The organism is Streptomyces composti, assembly GCF_012034205.1.
GTDB lineage: Bacteria > Actinomycetota > Actinomycetes > Streptomycetales > Streptomycetaceae > Streptomyces > Streptomyces composti.
Map to the genome: position 1 here is coordinate 1 of NZ_JAATEM010000023.1, position 17,278 is coordinate 17,278.

Sequence of the window (17,278 nt, forward strand, 5' to 3'; positions counted from 1 at the left end):
AACTCCTTTTGCAGCTCCGGCTCTTGGGCGTACAGCCCGAGAGCCGGAGCTTTTCTGCGTTGATGTAAGGTCAGGGAGCATCGTTGGCTCGTTCCCCCACAGGAGGCCCCCGGGTGGAGGTCCAGGAGACTCGCGTCCAGACGGACCGTGTCCTCACCATCCCGAACATCCTCAGCATGGCGAGGCTCGTCGGCGTGCCCCTGTTCCTGTGGCTCATCCTGCGGCCCGAGTTCGGCGGTCCGAAGAGTGACGGCTGGGCGCTGCTCGTCCTGGCCCTCAGCGGTGTCACCGACTATCTGGACGGCAAGCTCGCCAGGCGCTGGAATCAGATCAGCAGTCTGGGCCGGCTGCTCGATCCCGCAGCCGACCGGCTCTACATACTCTCGACCCTGGTCGGTCTCACCTGGCGCGAGATTCTGCCGCTGTGGCTGACCTGTGTGCTGCTGGCGCGAGAGCTGGTTCTGCTGGTGATGGTGGGTATCCTCCGGCGTCACGGCTATCCGCCGCCGCAGGTGAACTTCCTCGGCAAGGCCGCCACGTTCAACTTGATGTATGCCTTCCCGCTGCTCCTGCTCAGTGACGGAAGTGGCTGGATCGCGTCACTCGCTGCTATTTTCGGATGGGCGTTCGCCGGATGGGGTACAACCCTGTATTGGTGGGCAGGAGTCCTCTACGTGGTGCAAGTCCGCCGACTGGTCCGGGCGGACGCCATGGCCGAAAGAACCCGCTGATAGGCACGCGCATGTCGGTGCGGTCGCCCGCCTGAAAACTGTGCGGGACAATCCTGGTGGGTGAAGTCGGCCAGACTCGTCGTCTCTTCGAGGAGGACGCTTCCGACATGAAGGCCGTTGTGATGGCCGGGGGCGAAGGCACGCGCCTGCGCCCCATGACCTCAAGCATGCCCAAGCCGCTCCTGCCGGTGGCCAATCGGCCGATCATGGAGCATGTTCTGCGGCTGCTCAAAAAGCATGGGCTCAACGAAACCGTTGTGACCGTCCAATTCCTGGCGTCACTCGTCAAGAACTACTTCGGTGACGGCGAAGAGCTCGGCATGGAGCTCACCTATGCCAATGAGGAGAAGCCACTCGGCACCGCAGGAAGCGTCAAGAATGCCGAGGAGGCCCTCAAGGACGATGCCTTTCTCGTCATCTCCGGCGATGCACTGACCGACTTCGACCTGACCGAGCTCATCAATTTCCACAAGGAAAAGGGCGCGATGGTCACGGTCTGCCTGACCCGCGTGCCGAATCCCCTGGAGTTCGGCATCACCATCGTGGACGAGGACGGAAAGGTCGAGCGCTTCCTGGAGAAGCCCACCTGGGGCCAGGTGTTCTCCGACACCGTGAACACCGGCATCTATGTGATGGAGCCCGAGGTCTTCGACTATGTCGAGCCCGATGTGCCCGTCGACTGGTCCGGCGATGTCTTCCCGCAGCTGATGAAGGAAGGCAAGCCGATCTACGGCTATGTCGCCGAGGGCTACTGGGAGGACGTCGGCACCCACGAGAGCTATGTGAAGGCGCAGGCCGACGTCCTCGAGGGCAAGGTCGACGTCGACATCGACGGCTTCGAGATCTCCCCGGGCGTCTGGGTGGCCGAAGGCGCCGAGGTGCACCCCGACGCAGTGCTGCGCGGACCGCTCTACATCGGCGACTACGCCAAGGTCGAGGCCGGCGCGGAGATCCGCGAGCACACCGTCATCGGCTCCAACGTCGTCGTCAAGAGCGGTGCCTTCCTGCACAAGGCCGTCGTGCACGACAACGTCTATGTCGGGCCGCACAGCAACCTCCGCGGCTGTGTGCTCGGCAAGAACACCGACGTCATGCGGGCGGCCCGGATCGAGGACGGCGCGGTCATCGGTGACGAGTGCCTGATCGGTGAGGAATCGATCGTCCAGGGCAATGTGCGGGTCTACCCGTTCAAGACCATCGAGGCCGGTGCCTTCGTCAACACCTCGGTCATCTGGGAGTCCAGAGGCCAGGCGCATCTCTTCGGCGCCCGCGGCGTCTCCGGCATCCTCAACGTCGAGATCACCCCCGAGCTGGCCGTGCGGCTGGCCGGTGCCTATGCGACGACCCTCAAGAAGGGCTCGACGGTCACCACCGCCCGCGACCACTCCCGCGGTGCCCGCGCGCTCAAGCGGGCCGTCATCTCCGCGCTGCAGGCCAGCGCCATCGACGTGCGCGACCTGGAGAACGTGCCGCTGCCCGTGGCCCGGCAGCAGACCGCGCGGGGCAGCGCCGGCGGCATCATGATCCGGACCACGCCCGGTGTGCCGGACTCCGTCGACATCATGTTCTTCGACGGCAACGGCGCCGACCTCTCCCAGGCCAGCCAGCGCAAGCTGGACCGCGTGTTCGCACGCCAGGAGTACCGGCGTGCCTTCCCCGGCGAGATCGGCGACCTGCACTTCCCGTCCAGCGTCTTCGACTCGTACACCGGCTCGCTGCTGCGCAATGTCGACATCACCGGGATCGCCGAGTCCGGGCTGAAGGTCGTCGTGGACGCCTCCAACGGAAGCGCCGGTCTGGTGCTGCCGAGCCTGCTCGGCAAGCTCGGGGTGGACTCGCTGACCATCAACCCCGGACTGGACGAGTCCCGGCCGACCGAGACGGCCGACCAGCGGCGTTCGGGACTGGTCCGGCTCGGGGAGATCGTGGCCTCCTCGGGCGCCGCGTTCGGTGTGCGCTTCGACCCGGTCGGCGAGCGGCTCTCGCTGGTCGACGAGAAGGGCCGGATCATCGAGGACGACCGTGCCCTGCTGGTGATGCTGGACCTGATCGCGGCCGAGCGGCGCAGTGGCCGGGTGGCGCTCCCGGTGACCACCACCCGGATCGCCGAGCAGGTGGCCGCGTATCACGGCACCCAGGTCGAGTGGACGACGACCTCGCCGGACGACCTCACCCGCGTCGGCCGCGAGGACGGCACCATTTTCGGCGGTGACGGTAAGGGCGGCTTCATCGTCCCCGAGTTCAGCAGTGTCTACGACGGCACCGCGGCCTTCGTCCGGCTGATCGGCCTGGTCGCGCGCACGCAGCTGACTCTCAGCCAGATCGACGCGCGCATCCCGCGGGCGCATGTGATCAAGCGGGACCTGGCGACCCCGTGGGCGGTCAAGGGCCTGGTGATGCGCCGGGTCGTCGAGGCGGCCGGCGACCGCCATGTGGACACCACCGACGGCGTGCGGGTGGTCGAGGCCGACGGCCGCTGGGTGATGGTGCTGCCCGACCCGGCCGAGGCGGTCACGCACCTGTGGGCCGAGGGGCCCGACGACGCCTCCGCGCAGGCGCTGCTCGACGAGTGGTCGGCGGTGGTGGACAGCGCGGGCCGGTGACGGCGAACCCTGAAGGACCCTGAAACCGACCGGGCCCGTGTGCCGGGCGTGCCCCGACAGGGGGTCGCCCGGCACACGGGCAGGGTCGTTCGAAGACAGTGGGCGCGGCGTGCGACGATGTGCGGCATGCCGCAGCAACCCCCCGTTCGGAGCACTCCCCAGCGGCCGCCGCGCCCGGATGCGTCGATGTCGTTGCTCACCAACGTCATGGACCACAGTCTCGACGACGGCTACGCCGAGGCCGCCGCCCGGAAGAGGGCCGAGGGGGAGGGGGGCCTGCCGAGGACGCTGAGGGCCAAGCTGGGGCTCGCCGCGGGTCTGGTGCTGGCCGCCCTGGTGGTGACCGTGGGAGCGGCGCAGGCACGGGTGGCCGCACCCGTCGTCGCCAAGGAGCGCGAGGAGCTGATCGACCGGATCGACCGGGAGACCGCGGTCGCCGACCGGCTGGAGAAGAGCGTCGACGAACTGCGGGAGGAGGTCAGCGCCCGGCAGCGCGAGGCGATCGGGCACGGCGGCAGCGGTGACCGGTCCGAACTGGTCGGCATCCTGTCCGGCGCCACGCCGGTGCACGGGCCCGGAGTGAAGCTCGTGGTCGACGACGCCAGGGACGCGAGCGCGGGCGGTGACGGTGACCCCCGTTCCACCTCCGGGTTCTCCGACACGGGCCGGGTCCGCGACCGTGACATGCAGCGCGTGATCAACGGGCTGTGGGAGTCCGGCGCAGAGGCCGTCGCGATCAACGGACAGCGGCTCACGGCCCTGTCGGCGATCAGGGCGGCGGGCGACGCGATACTGGTCGACAACAGGCCGCTGGTGCCGCCGTACACGGTGCTGGCGGTGGGGAACGGCCGGAATCTCAGCGACCGGTTCCAGAACAGCGCGGACGGGCTGTATCTGCACGCCCTGCAGGAGAACTACGGCATCCGGACCGCCCTCTCCGTCGAGGACGACCTCCGGCTGCCCGCCGCACCCAGCGTCATCGTGCGCACCGCACAGCCGATATCCGAAACCGAGAAGGGCACATCGTGATCGCCGTACTGGGCCTCGTCGTGGGAGTCGTGGCCGGCCTGTTGGTCCGGCCCGAGGTTCCTGCCGCCGTCGAGCCGTATCTCCCGATCGCCGTGGTGGCGGCGCTGGACGCCGTCTTCGGCGGCTTCCGGGCCATGCTCGACGGGATATTCGACGACAAGGTCTTCGTGGTGTCGTTCCTGTCCAACGTGGTCGTGGCCGCGCTGATCGTGTTCCTCGGCGACAAGCTGGGCGTGGGCGCGCAGCTGTCCACCGGTGTCGTGGTGGTCCTCGGCATCCGCATCTTCTCCAACGCCGCGGCGATCCGCCGGCACGTGTTCCGGGCGTGAGGCCGATGAGCGAGCAGGACGACGAGCGCGAGCGCGGGCCCGAGCAGCCCGGCGGGCCGGAGCACGGCGGCGCACGCGAGCAGGGGGCGCCCGGGCGGGCGGGCGGCGGCCGGCCGAAGGCCGCGCCCCCGGCGGCGCGGGCGGGCGGGCTGCGCAAGGAGCTGCCGGAGGAGGTGCCGGGAGAGGCGAGAGCCGGCGGCAAGACCGGGGCCGAGGCGGGCGCGGCGCACCCCGCGGGGCAGGCGGGCGACCGGCGGGAGTCCGGCTCCGCTGCCGCGCCGGAGCTCACCGGGCGGCAGCGGCTGATCAACGGGCTGTGGCCGCCGCGCGTCACCCGGGCCCAACTCATCGTGGCGCTGCTGCTGTTCGGCCTCGGCTTCGGCCTGGCCGTCCAGGTGGCCTCCAACAGCGAGACCGACAGCGCCCTGCGCGGTGCCCGCCAGGAGGATCTGGTGCGCATTCTCGATGAACTCGACGACCGCACCCAGCGTCTAGAGGACGAGAAGCAAGGGCTCGAGAAGCAGCGCGACGAGCTGGAGAACAGCTCCGACCAGGCCGAGGAGGCCCGCAGGCAGACGATCGAGAAGGAACGGCAACTCGGCGTGCTGGCGGGCACCGTGGCGGCTCAGGGCCCGGGCATCACGATGACCATCGAGGACACGAAGGGGACGGTCGAGGCGGACATGCTGCTCGACGCCATCCAGGAGCTGCGCGCCGCCGGGGCCGAGGCGATCCAGGTGAACGGCGTGCGGGTCGTCGCCGGGACCTACCTCGCGGATTCGGGCAACGGAGTGAGCGTCGACGGGAACAAGATCAACGCCCCCTATCGTTTCAAGGTCATCGGCAAGCCGCAGGACCTGGAGCCGGCTCTCAACATTCCCGGAGGCGTGGTGCAGACTCTCGAGAAGGAACAGGCCACCGTAGCCGTGGAACGGTCGACCAAGATCGTCGTGGATGCCTTGCGAGCGGCGAAGCGGCCTGACTACGCTCGGTCGTCCTCGCAGTGAACGGGGGGTATGCGGGGGGCGTCCGGCGCGGGCATGAGGTTGCGGGGGGTCGGCGCACCGATTGGCTGGTGCGTGGTGGAAACTGTCTGGTGGATACGGACGTTGTGAGGATGTCCGGGTCGGCCAGAGTGTTCAGTCAGGGTTCGTCCTGCCCCACGGGCGGGTCTGTTTCGGTCAAGGGGAATCGCCCGTGAAGTTGTTTGCGAAGTTGTTCGGCAAGAGCGCGCGAGAGGGCAGCGGCGACGCCACCTCTCAGCACCGCGCACAGTCCGAGGCGGAAGGGCAGCGTCCGCTGTTCCGGGACGAGGTCGGCGGCCAGGGCGCGCCGTCGGTTGACCCCGCCCAGCAGGGCGGCATAGGTTTCGGACAACCGTCAACCTCAGGTACGGGTGGAGACTTTTCGGACCCGTACGCGTCCCAAGTCCCTGGTGGGCAGCCGCGGCAGGAGGATCCGTCCATGTCGGCCCTGGTGTGTACGAGGTGCGGTAACCGCAATGCGGAGAACAGCCGCTTCTGCTCCAATTGCGGCGCCCCGCTGAGGCCCGGTGTCACGCCGGAGCGGTCCTCCGAGACGACGTCCACCATCTCCATCTCCGGTATCGAGGCCTACGACGCCGAGACGACCGGGCAGACGCAGGTGCCGGCGCTCTCTCCCGAGGCGCAGGCGGCCGTGGACGCCCTGCCCATGGGGTCGGCGCTGCTGGTGGTGCGCCGCGGGCCGAACGCGGGCAGCCGCTTCCTGCTCGACGGCGACCTGACCACGGCCGGCCGTCATCCGCAGAGCGACATCTTCCTGGACGACGTGACCGTCTCCCGTCGGCACGTGGAGTTCCGCCGGGGCCCGGACGGTTCCTTCACCGTCGCGGACGTGGGCAGCCTGAACGGCACCTATGTCAACCGCGAGCGGATCGACCAGGTCGCCCTGTCCAACGGCGACGAGGTGCAGATCGGCAAGTACCGGCTGGTCTTCTACACGAGCCAGCGGGGCTACTGACCCTCCCCGGACGCCGACCGGGGACCGAGGGAAGGTTCATGCCTCATACACCGAGCGGCGGTGCCGGGCACGGCACCGCCGCACCGGACACCGGACTGATGAGCATCGGCACGGTGCTGAACGTGCTGCGCGAGGAGTTCCCCGAGGTCACCATCTCCAAGATCCGCTTCCTGGAGTCGGAGGGGCTGGTCGAGCCGCGGCGGACCCCGTCGGGATACCGCAAGTTCAGCGCCGCCGATGTCGAGCGCCTCGGCCTGGTGCTCAGGATGCAGCGGGACATGTATCTGCCGCTGAAGGTGATCCGGGAGCATCTGGCGGCGATGGAGCGCGGCGAGGCGGTACGGCTGCCCGCGGTGGGCGGCCGGCGGGACGTGCACAGCGCCGTCGAGTCCACGGCGGACGGGCCCGTCGCGGCCCGTATCGGCCGGGAGCAGCTGCTCGCGGCGGCCGGCATCGACGAGCGGACGCTCGCCGAGTGGGAGTCGTACGGGCTGCTCACCCAGGTGGAGGACGGCGTCTACGACGCCGAGGCGGTCACCATCGCCGAGCTGGTCGGCGAACTGGGGCGGCACGGTATCGAGCCGCGTCACCTCAGGGCCATGAAGGCGGCCGCGGACCGGGAGGCCGGTCTGGTGGAGCAGGTCGTCGCCCCGCTCAGACGGCACCGCAACCCGCAGACCAGGGCCCGTGCCGAGGCCCGTACCAAGGAGCTGGCCGGGCTGACGGTGAAGCTGCACGCGGCGCTGGTGCGGACGGCGCTCGGCGTCCGTCAGCCCTGACCGGGAATCCTGTGACGCCGGATCCGCCACCCGATCCCGGTCCGACTACCCAAACGTCCCGGGCACGGCCTAGGGTTGCTGTGTGAACGAGCTCGATGTCGTAGGTGTCCGGGTCGAAATGCCCTCCAACCAACCGATCGTGCTGCTGCGTGAAGTGGGAGGGGACCGCTACCTCCCCATCTGGATCGGACCGGGGGAGGCGACGGCCATCGCCTTCGCCCAGCAGGGCATGGCTCCCGCACGGCCGCTGACCCACGACCTGTTCAAGGACGTGCTCGAGGCCGTGGGCCAGGAGCTCACGGAAGTGCGCATCACGGATCTGCGTGAGGGCGTCTTCTACGCGGAGCTGGTCTTCGCGAGCGGGGTGGAGGTGAGCGCCCGCCCGTCCGACGCCATAGCGCTGGCGCTGCGTACCGGGACGCCGATCTACGGCAGTGACACGGTGCTCGACGACGCCGGCATCGCCATCCCCGACGAACAGGAGGACGAGGTCGAGAAGTTCCGCGAGTTCCTGGACCAGATCTCGCCGGAGGACTTCGGGACCAGCAGCCAGTGACCGACCGCCCCGCCAGAGGCCATTCGGCTACCCTTTCCCGGCGGACGGGCACGGGAAACCACTCTTAGGGTGATTATCACTCGGCGTGCCGAGTGTGGCGATCGTTGACGCACCCTTGGTGACTGCCTACCGTCGAGGAGGCAGGTCAAGGACGGAGGTCGGCGTGAGAAGCAGCGGCGACGGTACGGCGGGAGGTGCCCCCGGGCGCAGCCTCGGGGCGGGTGGGCCGTATCCTCCTCCCGGCTCCCGGCTGCGTTCGAGCATGGGCTATCCGGCCCAGAGCGGTACCGCCGCCCGCGCTCCGCAGCGGCCGACACCCGTGCCGGACAGCGGAGGGGCTGCGTCCATGGCGTCCGAGCAGATCGGCTATCGAGGGCCCACGGCCTGCGCCGCGGCCGGCATCACCTACCGGCAGCTCGACTACTGGGCCCGCACAGGGCTGGTCGAGCCGAGTGTGCGACCGGCTTACGGGTCGGGCACCCAGCGGCTCTACAGCTTCCGGGATGTCGTCGTCCTGAAGATCGTCAAGCGGTTCCTGGACACCGGGGTCTCGCTGCAGAACATCCGCACCGCCGTGCAGCATCTGCGTGAGCGCGGCTTCCGCGACCTTGAGCGGATGACGCTGATGAGCGACGGCGCGACGGTCTACGAGTGCACGTCGCCGGACGAGGTGCACGCCCTGCTGCAGGGCGGTCAGGGCATCTTCGGGATCGCCGTGGGCGTGGTGTGGCGGGACGTCGAGAGCGCCCTGTCCCAGCTGCACGGGGAGCGCATCGACACCGGCGAGACGCTGATCGGCCACAACCCGGCCGACGAGCTGGCCCGCCGCCGCAACCGCGCGGTCTGAGGCGGTTGTCAGTGGCGTAGGGCAGCATCAAAGACGTGAGGTCCGCGCCTACGATCCTGCATCTCGACATGGATGCCTTCTTCGCCTCGGTGGAGCAGGCGTCCAAGCCGAGCCTGCGCGGTAAGGCCGTGATCGTGGGCGGGCTGGGACCGCGTGGGGTGGTCGCCACCTGCTCCTACGAGGCCCGGGTCTTCGGCGTGCACTCCGCGATGCCCATGGCGCAGGCGCGGAGGCTCGCCCCGCACGCGGCGTATCTGGTGCCGCGGTTCGCCTTCTACCGGTCGATCAGCGAACAGGTCATGGAGCTGCTGCGGGCTCTTTCGCCGCTGGTGGAGCCGCTGAGCCTGGACGAGGCGTTCGTGGACCTGGAGGCCGGCGGGACGGCCTGGGACGAGCGTTCGGCGCGGCTGGCAGGCGCCAAGCTGCGCGCGGACATCCGGGAGGTCACCGGGCTGACCGGGTCGGTGGGGCTCGCGGCCTCCAAGATGCTCGCCAAGATCGCGTCCGAGCACGCCAAGCCGGACGGCCTGGCCGTGATCGAGCCCGGAACCGAGCGGGAGCTGCTGGCCCCTCTGCCCGTGCGTACGCTTCCCGGGGTGGGCCCGGCCACCGGTGACCATCTGCGCCGCGCCGGCATCCACACGGTCGGCGAGCTGGCCGAGGCCGGTGAGGACGAGCTGGTGCGGCTGCTCGGCAAGGCGCACGGACAGTCGCTCCACGCGATGGCGCTGGCGCGCGACGAGCGGCCGGTGGTGGCCGAGCGGGAGACCAAGTCGGTGTCCGTGGAGGACACCTACGACGTGGACATCCACGACCGGGTGCGGGTGGCGATGGAGGTGCGCCGGCTCGCCGACCGGTGCGTGCGCAGGCTACGCGCGGCCGGGCTGTCCGGCCGGACGATCGTGCTCAAGGTGCGCCGCTACGACTTCTCCACGCTCACCCGGTCCGAGACACTGCGCGGCCCCACGGACGACCCGGCCGTGGTGCGGGAGGCGGCGGCGCGCCTGCTGGACTCCGTGGAGACCACGGGCGGGGTCCGGCTGCTCGGCGTCGGCGTGAGCGGACTGGCCGACTTCACCCAGGAGGACCTCTTCGCACAGGCAGCGGGAGAGCGCGAGGAGGAGTCGCCGGACACCGGCGAACCGACGGCCGAGCCGGCCGAGGAGGCACCGGCACCCCCCGAGCGCAGCTGGGCCGCGGGCCACGACGTGCACCACGCCGAGTACGGACACGGCTGGGTCCAGGGCAGCGGCCTCGGCCGCGTCACCGTGCGCTTCGAGACCCCGGACTCACCCCCGGGCCGCGTCCGCACCTTCCGCATCGACGACCCGGCCCTCGAGCCGGCGGACCCGCTGCCGCTGGTGCCCCGAGGAGCGTCCCCCGCCTCCTCGGGAGCGTCCCCCGCCTCCTCGACAGCGAGGACCTGGCGTCCGGACGACGCGGGAACGGACGACGGCGCGGCGCCCGCGGGCGCCGCGCCGGATGACAAGACGGCGCCCGCCGGGACGACGTCGCACGGGGGTGCGGCGCCACCCGGTGAAACGGCGGCGGAGCCGGCCTCGGAGGTTGCCGGGGCGGGACGGCGGGAGCGTCAGGCCTGCTTGTCCTTGCCGGCGAGTTTGCCGAAGTCGCGGTCACGGAGCGGGGGCGGGGCGGCGACGTCCAGTCCGTAGTGGTGGTAGAGCTGGAGCTCCTGCTCCGGGGAGAGGTGACGGCCCACGCCGAAGTCGGGGGCGTCCTTGATCAGGGCGCGGTCGTAGGGCACGTGGAGGGCGCCGTCGATCAGCTCGCTCGGTTCCAGGGGAACGAACGCGTCCCTGCTGAACAGGCCGGTGCGTATCGCCGCCCACTCGGGTACGCCGGTGGCGTCGTCGAGATACACCTCGTCGACCGTGCCGATGCGGTTTCCGTCGCGGTCGAACGCCTTGCGGCCGATCAGGTTGCGCGGATCGATGTCGGTGTCCACGGGCCACCCCTCCACTGGTCGCAAAACTCATCCGTAAGTACTACAAAAAGGCACAAACGGTGCAGCGGCCACTCGGAGGTTCCCGGCCAGGGCCCGGCCTTGCCCTCGCTGGTACGCTGGCAGACGGCTGCTGACCCCGTGCGGGAGAGTCCTCCAGGCCCCACTGGAGGCGCCGAAGGAGCAAATCCTCCCCGGAATCTCTCAGGCCCACGTACCGCACGGACGAGGTCACTCTGGAAAGCAGGGCGGGTGTCACGGCTTCCGCTCTCACCGACGGTGAAAGCCGGGTCCCTTACGGCGATCCGGTGAAGCTCTCAGGTCGAGATGACAGAGGGGGAGGCCGTCCGGGCACCCGCGCCGTGGTGCCCCTCGAAGGTCGTCAGACCAGGAGGCCTCCGCAATGACCGCCCACCGCACTCCGCTCTCCGAGCTCGAACAGGGAACGCCCTTCGAGCAGCGCCACATCGGCCCCGACCACGAGGCCCGGGCCAAGATGCTCGCCCAGGTCGGCTACGGCTCGCTCGACGAGCTGACCGCCGCCGCGGTGCCGGATGTGATCAAGAACGCCGGCGCGCTGGACCTGCCGGGCGCCCGCACCGAGGCCGAGGTGCTGGCCGAGCTGCGCTCGCTGGCCGACCGCAACCAGGTCCTCGACTCCATGATCGGGCTCGGCTACTACGGGACCTTCACCCCGCCCGTGATCCTGCGGAACGTGATGGAGAACCCCGCCTGGTACACGGCCTACACGCCCTACCAGCCGGAGATCTCGCAGGGTCGGCTCGAGGCGCTGCTGAACTTCCAGACCATGGTCGCCGACCTCACCGGCCTGCCGACCTCCGGGGCCTCCCTGCTCGACGAGGGCACCGCCGCTGCCGAGGCGATGGCGCTGTCCCGGCGCATGGGCAAGAACAAGAAGGGCCTGTTCCTGGTCGACGCGGACGCGCTGCCGCAGACCATCGCCGTGATCCAGACCCGCGCCGAACCGACCGGCGTGGAGGTCGTCGTCGCCGACCTCAGCGAGGGCATCCCCGCCGGGATCGCCGAGCGCGAGATCAACGGCGTGCTCATCCAGTACCCCGGAGCCTCCGGAGCCGTACGCGACATCAAGCCGGTGATCGACCAGGCGCACGAGCTCGGCGCGCTCGTCACCGTCGCCGCCGACCTGCTGGCGCTCACCCTGCTGAAGTCCCCCGGCGAGCTGGGCGCGGACATCGCCGTCGGCACGACCCAGCGCTTCGGCGTGCCGATGGGCTTCGGCGGGCCGCACGCCGGCTACATGGCCGTCCGGGAGAAGATGGCCCGCAGCCTCCCAGGGCGCCTCGTCGGCGTCTCCGTGGACGCGGACGGCAACAAGGCCTACCGGCTGGCGCTGCAGACCCGTGAGCAGCACATCCGCCGCGAGAAGGCCACCAGCAACATCTGCACCGCCCAGGTGCTGCTCGCCGTGATGGCCGGCATGTACGCCGTGTACCACGGTCCCGAGGGCCTGCGCACCATCGCGCGGCGCACCCACCGCTACGCGGCCGTTCTCGCCGAGGGCCTGCGCGCCGCCGGCGCCGAGATCGTGCACGGCGCCTACTTCGACACCCTCACCGTACGGGTCCCGGGCCGGGCCGCCGAGATCGTCGCGGCCGCCCGCGACAACGGGGTCAACCTGCGTCAGGTCGACGCCGACCACGTCTCCATCGCGTGCGACGAGACCACCGGCCGGGCCCAGCTCGCCGCCGTCTGGCGCGCCTTCGGCACCGAGGGCGACGTCGAGGCGCTGGACGCCGGCGTCTCGGACGCGCTGCCGGACGCCCTGCTGCGCACCGACGAGTACCTGACCCACCCGGTCTTCCACCAGCACCGCTCCGAGACCGCGATGCTGCGCTACCTGCGCCGCCTCGCGGACCGCGACTACGCGCTGGACCGCGGCATGATCCCGCTGGGCTCCTGCACCATGAAGCTCAACGCCACCACCGAGATGGAGGCGGTCACCTGGCCCGAGTTCGGCGCGCTGCACCCCTTCGCGCCCGCCGAGCAGGCCGAGGGCTACCTCACCCTCATCCGCGAACTGGAGGAGCGCCTCGCCGAGGTCACCGGCTACGACAAGGTGTCCCTCCAGCCCAACGCCGGGTCCCAGGGCGAGCTGGCCGGTCTGCTCGCCGTCCGCGGCTACCACCGCGCCAACGGCGAGGAGCAGCGCACCATCTGCCTCATCCCGTCCTCCGCGCACGGCACCAACGCCGCCAGCGCCGTGATGGCCGGAATGAAGGTCGTCGTCGTCAAGACCGCCGACAACGGTGAGGTCGACGTCGAGGACCTGCGCGCCAAGATCGAGCAGTACCGTGACCAGCTGGCGGTGCTGATGATCACCTACCCGTCGACGCACGGCGTCTTCGAGGAGCACGTCGCCGACATCTGCGCCCAGGTGCACGAGGCCGGCGGCCAGGTGTACGTCGACGGCGCCAACCTCAACGCCCTGGTCGGCCTGGCCAAGCCCGGCCACTTCGGCGGCGACGTCTCGCACCTGAACCTGCACAAGACCTTCTGCATCCCGCACGGTGGCGGCGGTCCCGGCGTCGGCCCGGTCGGCGTGCGCGCCCACCTGGCCCCGTACCTGCCCAACCACCCGCTCCAGCCCGAGGCCGGGCCGGAGACCGGGGTCGGGCCGGTCTCCGCGGCGCCGTGGGGATCGGCGAGCATCCTGCCCATCTCCTGGGCGTACGTCCGGCTCATGGGCGGCGAGGCCCTCAAGCGCGCCACCCAGGTCGCCGTCCTCGGCGCCAACTACATCGCCAAGCGTCTCGAGCCGCACTACCCGGTGCTCTACACCGGCCCCGGCGGGCTGGTCGCGCACGAGTGCATCATCGACCTGCGCCCGCTGACCAAGGCGACCGGCGTGACCGTGGACGACGTGGCCAAGCGCCTGATCGACTACGGCTTCCACGCGCCGACCATGTCGTTCCCGGTGGCCGGCACGCTGATGATCGAGCCGACCGAGTCCGAGGACCTCACCGAGCTCGACCGGTTCTGCGAGGCGATGATCGCGATCCGTGCCGAGATCGAGAAGGTCGGCTCCGGCGAGTGGCCCGCGGACGACAACCCGCTGCGCAACGCACCGCACACGGCGTCCATGCTCGGCGGCGAGTGGGACCACCCCTACAGCCGCGAGGAGGCCGTCTTCCCGGGCGAGGTGAGCGCCGCCGACAAGTACTGGCCGCCGGTGCGCCGGATCGACCAGGCCTACGGCGACCGCAACCTGGTCTGCTCCTGCCCTCCGCTGGACGCGTACGAGGACTGACGACCGGCGTCCGAGAACAGTGAAAGGGGCTCCGCCCCGGCCGCACGGCCGGGGCGGAGCCCCATTTCACGTCCGGACCGGCCGGAGGCCGGTCATGCGCGGTCGATATGGACGTTTGTCGACTTCACACGGGCCGTGGCCTCCATACCGACCTCCAGGCCCAGGTCCTCGACCGCCTCCCGGGTCAGCAGGGAGACCAGCCGGTGCGGGCCGGCCTGGATCTCCACCTGGGCGGCGACGTCACCGAGCTTGATCGCGGTGACGATGCCGGGGAAGGCGTTGCGGGCCGAGGTGTAGGAGGTGCCCTCCTCGGCGGCGGTCGAGCGGGCGAGTTCGACCGAGAAGGCGGCCAGGTCGCGCCCGTCGATCAGGCGTCGGCCGTTCTCGTCGCGGTGGGTGGTGAGGCGCCCGGCGTCGGCCCAGCGACGGGCCGTGTCCGGGCTGACGCCGAGCAGCCGCGCTGCCTGGCCGATCGTGTAGGACTGCATGCCGATCACGATAGGCCGCGGGGAACCGGTGGCGGCCCGGTACCGGTCCGGTGACGGGCTGCACCGCCCGAGGCGTCCGGAACGTTCGCTCGAAGATCCGAAAGTTTCGTCCGCTCGGGGCTGCGACCTGGCGGATGCGAGTCCCGCTGGCCGCAGATTTGCCCTGCACAAGGTCTTGCCACCCTTTGGTGGCTGTCTCTAGGGTGCGGCAACAACGCATGTTTCTGGATCTCGACCGAAACTTTCGACAGCGGGGCGGGTGCACGGACAGCCGCCCCCTACCCTCAAGGAGCGCATGACATGGGCGACCCGGCACTGTCCCGCCGCGGCTTCCTGGCGGCCTCCGCCGCGGCCGGTCTGGGTATCACCGCACTGAGCGGCTGCGGCGGCGACTCGGACGGAGGGTCGTCGGGGACGACCACGATCGAGTGGTGGAACATCTCCACCACCGAGCCCACCAAGACCGTCTGGGCCGCCCTGGCCAAGAAGTTCGAGGCGCAGAACCCCAAGGTCAAGATAAAGATCGTCCAGCTCGAGAACGACGCCTACAAGGCGAAGATGACCGCGCTGACCTCCTCCGGGAAGCTGCCGGACATCTTCCACACCTGGGGCGGCGGTGTGCTCAAGCAGCAGGTCGACGCCGGGCTGGTCGAGGACCTCACCGACCGCACCAAGGACTTCTCCGAGGGCCTGCTGCCCGTCGCCAAGGAGCCCTACCTGCTGGACGACAAGCTCTACGGCATCCCCTTCGACATCGGGATGGTCGGCTTCTGGTACAACAAGGCGCTCTTCAAGAAGGCCGGCATCGGTGAGCCGCCCACCACCTGGAACGGATTCCTCGACGCCGTGCGCAAGCTGAAGTCCGCCGGCGTCACCCCGCTCGCCCTGGCTGGCAAGGAGACCTGGACCGCCATGTACTACTGGGCGTACCTGGCGATGCGCACGGCCGGCATCGACGCCCTCGCCAAGGCCAACGAGGAGAAGGACTTCACCGGCCCCGGATTCGTGGAAGCCGGCGAGCACTTGAAGGAGCTCGTGGCTCTGCAGCCGTTCCAGAAGGGCTTCCTGGGCGCCTCCTACTCCACGCCCACCGGCCAGGCCGCCACCGTCGGCAACGGCAGGGCGGCGATGGAGCTCATGGGGCAGTGGGCGCCGGTGGTGCAGTCCGACGCGGGCAAGGGGCTCGGCGACGACCTCGGCTTCTTCCCCTTCCCCGCGGTCGAGGGCGGAAAGGGCAGCATCACCGAGGTGTTCGGCGGAGGCGGGGGACACGCGCTGCGGCGCGGCGCACCGCAGGCCGCCGTCGACTTCCTGAAGTTCTTCGCCTCCGAGACCACGGACCGCGAACTGGTGAAGAAGACCGGCGTCCTGCCGGTGGTCCCCGCGGCCGAGGAGGCGCTGACCGACCGCAATCTCCAGGCCGTGCAGAAGCAGCTCAAGAGCGCCACCGGCTTCCAGCTCTACCTCGACCAGGCCTATGCCCCCGCCCTCGGCCAGGAGATCAACGACTCGGTGGGCGCGCTGATCGCCGGGTCCAAGTCCCCCGAGCAGGTCGCCCAGTCGATCACGAAGACCGCGAAGGAAGAGCAGTAGCCGTCGATGACCTCCACGTTCCCGCCGGTGGAGAAGACCGGCACCCGGACCGACCCGCCGCCCTCGCCCCGCTCCGCGGTGCGCGGGCGCCGGCGGCAGCGCACCCGGAACTGGCTCACCGCCGTCGGCTTCCAGGTGCCCGCGCTGCTGCTGTTCGCCGCGCTGGTGCTGCTGCCGATCCTGTTCGCCGGCTACGCAGCCTTCTTCCGCTGGGGCGGCTTCGGCATGCCGTCCGACTACATCGGCGGCGAGAACTTCACCCGGCTGTTCAAGGACCCGGTGTTCCTGGGCGACCTGTGGCGGTGCTTCCTGCTGGTCGCGCTGTCGCTGGCGCTGCAGCTGCCGTTCGCGCTCGCCCTGGCCGTGATGCTCAATCAGCGCATGCGCGGCCGGGCGGTGTACCGGATGCTGTTCTTCGCCCCGTACGTGCTGTCCGAGGCGATCACCGGTGTGCTGTTCGCCATGATCTTCGCGCCCGGCGACGGGCTCGCCGACCAGCTCCTCGGCAAGGTGGGCCTGGAGGGGCTGGGCGGTGAATGGTTCGCCGACCCCGACATGGTGATGGCGACGCTGTTCCTGGTGATGACCTGGAAGTACTTCGGCTTCCACATGATGCTCTACCTGGCCGGGCTCCAGGCCGTGCCGAAGGAGCTGACCGAGGCCGCGCTGATCGACGGGGCGGGGCCCTGGCAGCGCTTCCGCAATGTCACCCTGCCGCTGCTCGCGCCGACGATCAGGATCAGCGTGTTCCTGTCGGTGATCGGGGCCATCCAGCTGTTCGACCTGGTATGGGTGATCACCCAGGGCGGACCCGACCACCATTCCGAGACGATGGCCGTGACCATGTTCCAGTACGGCTTCAAGCGCTACCAGGTCGGCTACGCCAGCGCGATCAGCGTGGTCATGTTCGGCATCAGCCTCGTCTTCGCCCTCGCCTACCAGCGGTTCGTCCTGCGCCGGGACCTGGAGGGTGCCACCACGACCATGCGCGGAGGTGTGAAGTGACCCTCGCAGAGAAGTCTGCGAAGAGGCCCACGGACAAGTCCGTGGGGAAGCGCAGCCCTGACACC

The 17,278-nt window shown here is 70.1% G+C and carries 15 protein-coding genes and 1 riboswitch; of the genes, 13 read left to right on the plus strand and 2 right to left on the minus strand.

What is annotated here, in order from left to right:
- The first annotated feature begins 113 nt into the window (after positions 1–113).
- The 10 genes from clsA to HCJ93_RS19310 all read left to right on the plus strand — a co-directional run bounded on the left by clsA (position 114) and on the right by HCJ93_RS19310 (position 10,548).
- Positions 114–731: a cardiolipin synthase ClsA gene (clsA, locus tag HCJ93_RS19265; protein ID WP_167996978.1), complete on the plus strand. Its 618-nt coding sequence runs from the start codon at positions 114–116 to the stop codon at positions 729–731.
- Between the two features lie 107 nt (positions 732–838).
- Complete coding sequence (locus HCJ93_RS19270; RefSeq protein WP_167996979.1) at positions 839–3,334, plus strand: mannose-1-phosphate guanyltransferase; 2,496 nt, start codon at positions 839–841, stop codon at positions 3,332–3,334.
- A 117-nt stretch (positions 3,335–3,451) separates the two neighbouring features.
- Complete coding sequence (locus tag HCJ93_RS19275) at positions 3,452–4,363, plus strand: DUF881 domain-containing protein (RefSeq protein ID WP_206317651.1); 912 nt, start codon at positions 3,452–3,454, stop codon at positions 4,361–4,363.
- On the plus strand, positions 4,360–4,692 hold the full coding sequence (locus HCJ93_RS19280; protein WP_167996981.1) for a small basic family protein: 333 nt from the start codon (positions 4,360–4,362) through the stop codon (positions 4,690–4,692). Before HCJ93_RS19275 ends, HCJ93_RS19280 begins: the two co-directional genes overlap by 4 nt.
- 5 nt (positions 4,693–4,697) lie before the next feature.
- Positions 4,698–5,699 (plus strand): DUF881 domain-containing protein, encoded by a 1,002-nt coding sequence (locus HCJ93_RS19285; RefSeq protein ID WP_240967707.1) that lies wholly within the window; start codon positions 4,698–4,700, stop codon positions 5,697–5,699.
- Between the two features lie 61 nt (positions 5,700–5,760).
- The gene (locus HCJ93_RS19290) at positions 5,761–6,693 is read left to right on the plus strand and encodes a zinc-ribbon and FHA domain-containing protein (protein WP_167996982.1); all 933 of its coding nucleotides are present in this window, start codon (positions 5,761–5,763) and stop codon (positions 6,691–6,693) included.
- A gap of 38 nt (positions 6,694–6,731) precedes the next feature.
- Positions 6,732–7,472, plus strand: coding sequence for a transcriptional regulator FtsR (gene ftsR / locus HCJ93_RS19295; protein ID WP_167996983.1), 741 nt, complete (start codon positions 6,732–6,734; stop codon positions 7,470–7,472).
- A gap of 82 nt (positions 7,473–7,554) precedes the next feature.
- Positions 7,555–8,028: a bifunctional nuclease family protein gene (locus tag HCJ93_RS19300; RefSeq protein ID WP_026253112.1), complete on the plus strand. Its 474-nt coding sequence runs from the start codon at positions 7,555–7,557 to the stop codon at positions 8,026–8,028.
- A gap of 163 nt (positions 8,029–8,191) precedes the next feature.
- A complete protein-coding gene (locus tag HCJ93_RS19305; RefSeq protein WP_167996984.1) occupies positions 8,192–8,875 on the plus strand; it encodes a MerR family transcriptional regulator in 684 nt (227 codons plus the stop codon).
- A gap of 35 nt (positions 8,876–8,910) precedes the next feature.
- Complete coding sequence (locus tag HCJ93_RS19310) at positions 8,911–10,548, plus strand: DNA polymerase IV (protein ID WP_167996985.1); 1,638 nt, start codon at positions 8,911–8,913, stop codon at positions 10,546–10,548.
- On the opposite strand, the gene HCJ93_RS19315 is transcribed toward HCJ93_RS19310, so the two are convergent.
- Positions 10,467–10,841, minus strand: a complete 375-nt coding sequence (locus HCJ93_RS19315) for a PRC-barrel domain-containing protein (protein WP_167996986.1) — start codon at positions 10,839–10,841, stop codon at positions 10,467–10,469. The two genes, HCJ93_RS19310 and HCJ93_RS19315, sit on opposite strands and share 82 nt — an antisense overlap.
- 131 nt (positions 10,842–10,972) lie before the next feature.
- Positions 10,973–11,068, plus strand: a riboswitch (glycine riboswitch).
- A gap of 173 nt (positions 11,069–11,241) precedes the next feature.
- On the opposite strand from HCJ93_RS19315, the gene gcvP reads away from it, so the two are divergent.
- The gene (gene gcvP, locus HCJ93_RS19320; protein ID WP_167996987.1) at positions 11,242–14,127 is read left to right on the plus strand and encodes an aminomethyl-transferring glycine dehydrogenase; all 2,886 of its coding nucleotides are present in this window, start codon (positions 11,242–11,244) and stop codon (positions 14,125–14,127) included.
- 92 nt (positions 14,128–14,219) lie between these two features.
- On the opposite strand, the gene HCJ93_RS19325 is transcribed toward gcvP, so the two are convergent.
- Complete coding sequence (locus HCJ93_RS19325; protein WP_167996988.1) at positions 14,220–14,615, minus strand: TOBE domain-containing protein; 396 nt, start codon at positions 14,613–14,615, stop codon at positions 14,220–14,222.
- Positions 14,616–14,915: 300 nt separating this feature from the next.
- Here HCJ93_RS19325 and HCJ93_RS19330 point away from each other — a divergent pair, with 300 nt between their 5' ends.
- Both HCJ93_RS19330 and HCJ93_RS19335 read left to right on the plus strand, forming a co-directional pair.
- Positions 14,916–16,208 carry an extracellular solute-binding protein gene (locus HCJ93_RS19330; protein WP_167996989.1) on the plus strand — a complete coding sequence of 431 codons (1,293 nt, stop codon included), beginning with the start codon at positions 14,916–14,918 and terminating at the stop codon, positions 16,206–16,208.
- Between the two features lie 6 nt (positions 16,209–16,214).
- Positions 16,215–17,213, plus strand: coding sequence for a carbohydrate ABC transporter permease (locus HCJ93_RS19335; protein ID WP_167996990.1), 999 nt, complete (start codon positions 16,215–16,217; stop codon positions 17,211–17,213).
- Positions 17,214–17,278 lie beyond the last annotated feature (65 nt).

What these genes read in the sequence shown, in the direction of transcription:
- gcvP (WP_167996987.1), top strand. Translation starts at nt 11,242, where the DNA reads ATGACCGCCCACCGCACTCCGCTCTCCGAGCTCGAACAGGGAACGCCC.
- HCJ93_RS19330 (WP_167996989.1), top strand. Translation starts at nt 14,916, where the DNA reads ATGGGCGACCCGGCACTGTCCCGCCGCGGCTTCCTGGCGGCCTCCGCC.
- HCJ93_RS19325 (WP_167996988.1), bottom strand. Translation starts at nt 14,615, where the DNA reads ATGCAGTCCTACACGATCGGCCAGGCAGCGCGGCTGCTCGGCGTCAGC.
- HCJ93_RS19275 (WP_206317651.1), top strand. Translation starts at nt 3,452, where the DNA reads ATGTGCGGCATGCCGCAGCAACCCCCCGTTCGGAGCACTCCCCAGCGG.
- HCJ93_RS19270 (WP_167996979.1), top strand. Translation starts at nt 839, where the DNA reads ATGAAGGCCGTTGTGATGGCCGGGGGCGAAGGCACGCGCCTGCGCCCC.
- HCJ93_RS19285 (WP_240967707.1), top strand. Translation starts at nt 4,698, where the DNA reads ATGAGCGAGCAGGACGACGAGCGCGAGCGCGGGCCCGAGCAGCCCGGC.
- HCJ93_RS19335 (WP_167996990.1), top strand. Translation starts at nt 16,215, where the DNA reads ATGACCTCCACGTTCCCGCCGGTGGAGAAGACCGGCACCCGGACCGAC.
- ftsR (WP_167996983.1), top strand. Translation starts at nt 6,732, where the DNA reads ATGCCTCATACACCGAGCGGCGGTGCCGGGCACGGCACCGCCGCACCG.